General features: G+C 69.0%; 4 protein-coding genes. All 4 read right to left on the bottom strand.

The features are described from left to right. The coding region (locus QZY03_RS01660) for a TIGR02452 family protein (protein WP_295577595.1) at positions 1 to 166 on the bottom strand (166 nt) is incomplete at its 3' end. 622 nt (positions 167 to 788) lie between these two features. Continuing rightward, positions 789 to 1,127 (bottom strand): hypothetical protein, encoded by a 339-nt coding sequence (locus QZY03_RS01655; protein ID WP_295577593.1) that lies wholly within the window; start codon positions 1,125 to 1,127, stop codon positions 789 to 791. An 88-nt stretch (positions 1,128 to 1,215) separates the two neighbouring features. After that, on the bottom strand, positions 1,216 to 1,755 hold the full coding sequence (locus QZY03_RS01650; protein ID WP_295577591.1) for a MerR family transcriptional regulator: 540 nt from the start codon (positions 1,753 to 1,755) through the stop codon (positions 1,216 to 1,218). 92 nt (positions 1,756 to 1,847) lie between these two features. Continuing rightward, positions 1,848 to 2,171: a DUF190 domain-containing protein gene (locus tag QZY03_RS01645; protein WP_295577588.1), complete on the bottom strand. Its 324-nt coding sequence runs from the start codon at positions 2,169 to 2,171 to the stop codon at positions 1,848 to 1,850. Positions 2,172 to 2,432 lie beyond the last annotated feature (261 nt).

The following is a 2,432-nucleotide window of genomic DNA, read 5'->3' as shown; positions in this document are numbered from 1 at the left end:
CCGCGGCGAAGGGGGCCAGGAAGCGGCGCTCCGGCGACCAGTCAGCGATGGCGAAAACCACTGACTGGAAGGCGCCGGCCTGTTCCTGGAGCGCCTCATGGAAGATGGCCGCGATGCGGGCCGGGTCGTTACCGTAGGTCCCGCAGCCCCAGGCGCCGAGGACCAGCCCGGTGTAGCCGCAATCGCCGCCAGTGCCGACTGCCCCAGGGCCGCGGCCTGTTCGCGCGGGATCTTGCTCAGCGTGCGGCAGCGCTCGGCGCGTTCCGGGCCGTCCTGGCAGGGGAGATACGCCAACCGGGCGGGCTCACGTGGCGCCGGCCCCGCCTGATCCCGGATGCGCTCCCCGCGCGCTCCGCGGCCACGCAGGACATTGCCCGATCCATAGACGGTCTCCTTGGCGCCCCGGCTGCCCAGGGCCTGGCGATGGCGCTCGACCTCGGACTCCAGCGCGGCGGCCAGGTCCAACAGCACCGGGTCGTTGCCGCCATAGTCGCGAATCCGCTTGGCGGCATCGCGCAGGGTCTGGCGTGCCCGCTTGAGATCGCCCTCGCGGTTGGCCGAGGCGGCGTCGTAACGTGCCTGGTGGGCCAGGTGCTCGGCGACCCGGCGTTCGACCGCGACCTGGCGGGGCTGGGACTTGCGGGCGGCATCGTCGACCCAGGTCCAGCGAAAGTCGGCCGCGGCCAGTGGGCGGTCGCCGTCGTTGACCTGCACTCGTAGCGGGCAATCGGCGTTCATGGCACCCGGCGGGAAGCGGACGCTGACCAGCAGGTCGAGCACCTGTCCGCTCACCAGGTCGCCGGGTCGCTGGGTCCCAGGTGGTCGATGGCCGCCAGGGCGGTCTCACAGGCACACGGCCACTTGTCGCCGCCCATGGACCCTGAGCGGTCGAGCGCCAAGGCCAAGTCGACCGGGGCGCGCTCGCCGCTGAGGCGCGGGGCGTGCAGTCGCAGGTGCAGAAAGCGCTCGCTCAGACCGGCCGCGCGGATCAGTCGGCGGTCGGTGTCCAGCGTGAGCCCCAGCCGGTCGCGGGCCTCAGGGTTCGGCGCGTCGGGGCCGTCAGCGTCGGCCGTGATCCGGACGTTTCCGACGACGACGCGTGACAGGCTCTCGGCATTGGCGGACATGGGCGTCTCCTTCAGGTTGTCGTAGCGGCGGACGGAGGCCGCTTGGGTCGGCGTCTGCCCGATTGGGTTTCGGTGGCTGGAGTCCTGGTCAGGGCGCGGTGCTGAACAGCCGCTGCGCCTGCTCCAGCAGGGCGTCGAGCCGGCGCTGATCGGCGCGGGTGAGCGGTCGACGCACATGCAACTCGATATCCGGGTGCAGGGTGATGCGCTCCCACGTGCTGCGGTGCGGTGGCCGTGCCATCGGTGGCGGTGCAGGCGCGGCCGCGGGTTCCGGTCGCGCGGCACCGGCGGGCGGTTCGCCGTGCCGGGCGGGCTTGCCCAACACCTGGCGCACATAGTCGTAGGCCGTCGCGGGAGCATCCGGCACGGCGCCCGGTTCGACCAGCGCCGCGGCCACACCGGCATCGTCGAGGGCCTCCAACTGCGCCCGGATCGTAGCCAGCGGCTGGTGGGCCTCCTGCAAGCGCCGGATCAGCCGCAAGCGGTCGCGGTGGCCGGGTCCATAGCTCGCGGCTGGTCCCCGTCCCGCCGATGAGGGCAGCAGCCCCTCCGCCAGGTAGTAGCGGATGGTGCGCACCGGTACGCCGGTCTCGCGGCTGAGGGCGTTGATGTCGAGTGGGTCAGTCATGGCCTAACTATACATCAAACAGTGTCGCTGTCAACTTGGCGACAGGCGAGCGCGCTGCGATGCTCCGGTCAGCGCTCCTGGAAAGCAGACGACTATTCAGGATCGCCGGTAAACCCATACTCCACCGGCACCCTGAGATAAAACAAATTGAGCCCCTGCGCCGCGATGTGCGCCAGGAACCGATCGGCCTCCTCACGGGTCACCACGAAACCCACTTCCACCGGCAGGTCTCCGGCCAACTCGAAGAAACGCTCCTCGTGCAGTCGCCCGTGACGGCCATAGCCGGCCAGGGCGCGGAAGGCTGAGCCGCCGTGCAAACCGAGCTGCTTCGCCTCCTCCAGCAGCCAGTCGTAGGCCAGTTTACGATGGTGGCGGCGGTTCTCCGCCACATAGAACTTGAGAAAACAGCCGTTCATGGACAGTCCTGTCAGTGCACTGACACGCTTGTGGACATGGATGCATCAGACGCTGAAAAGCGTCGTCAGCGTCAAGACGCCGGCCGCTCGTTCGATGCGCGAGGCGGCCTTGATTATCGCTGTGCGACACGAAGTCGCGTAAGTGAATGTTCTACAAGAAGTCGCTAGGAGGCGGCCTGATAGAACCGACGGTTTCTCCCGTCGTAGCCTAGGAGCACATGCGGGACTGGTAACGGTCCGGTGTGAAGCTGCTCTGACAAT

Origin of the sequence: uncultured Lamprocystis sp. (genome assembly GCF_903933125.1) — a bacterium.
Taxonomy (GTDB): Bacteria; Pseudomonadota; Gammaproteobacteria; order Chromatiales; family Chromatiaceae; genus Thiodictyon.
This window is presented reverse-complemented; position numbering and strand designations above follow the sequence as displayed.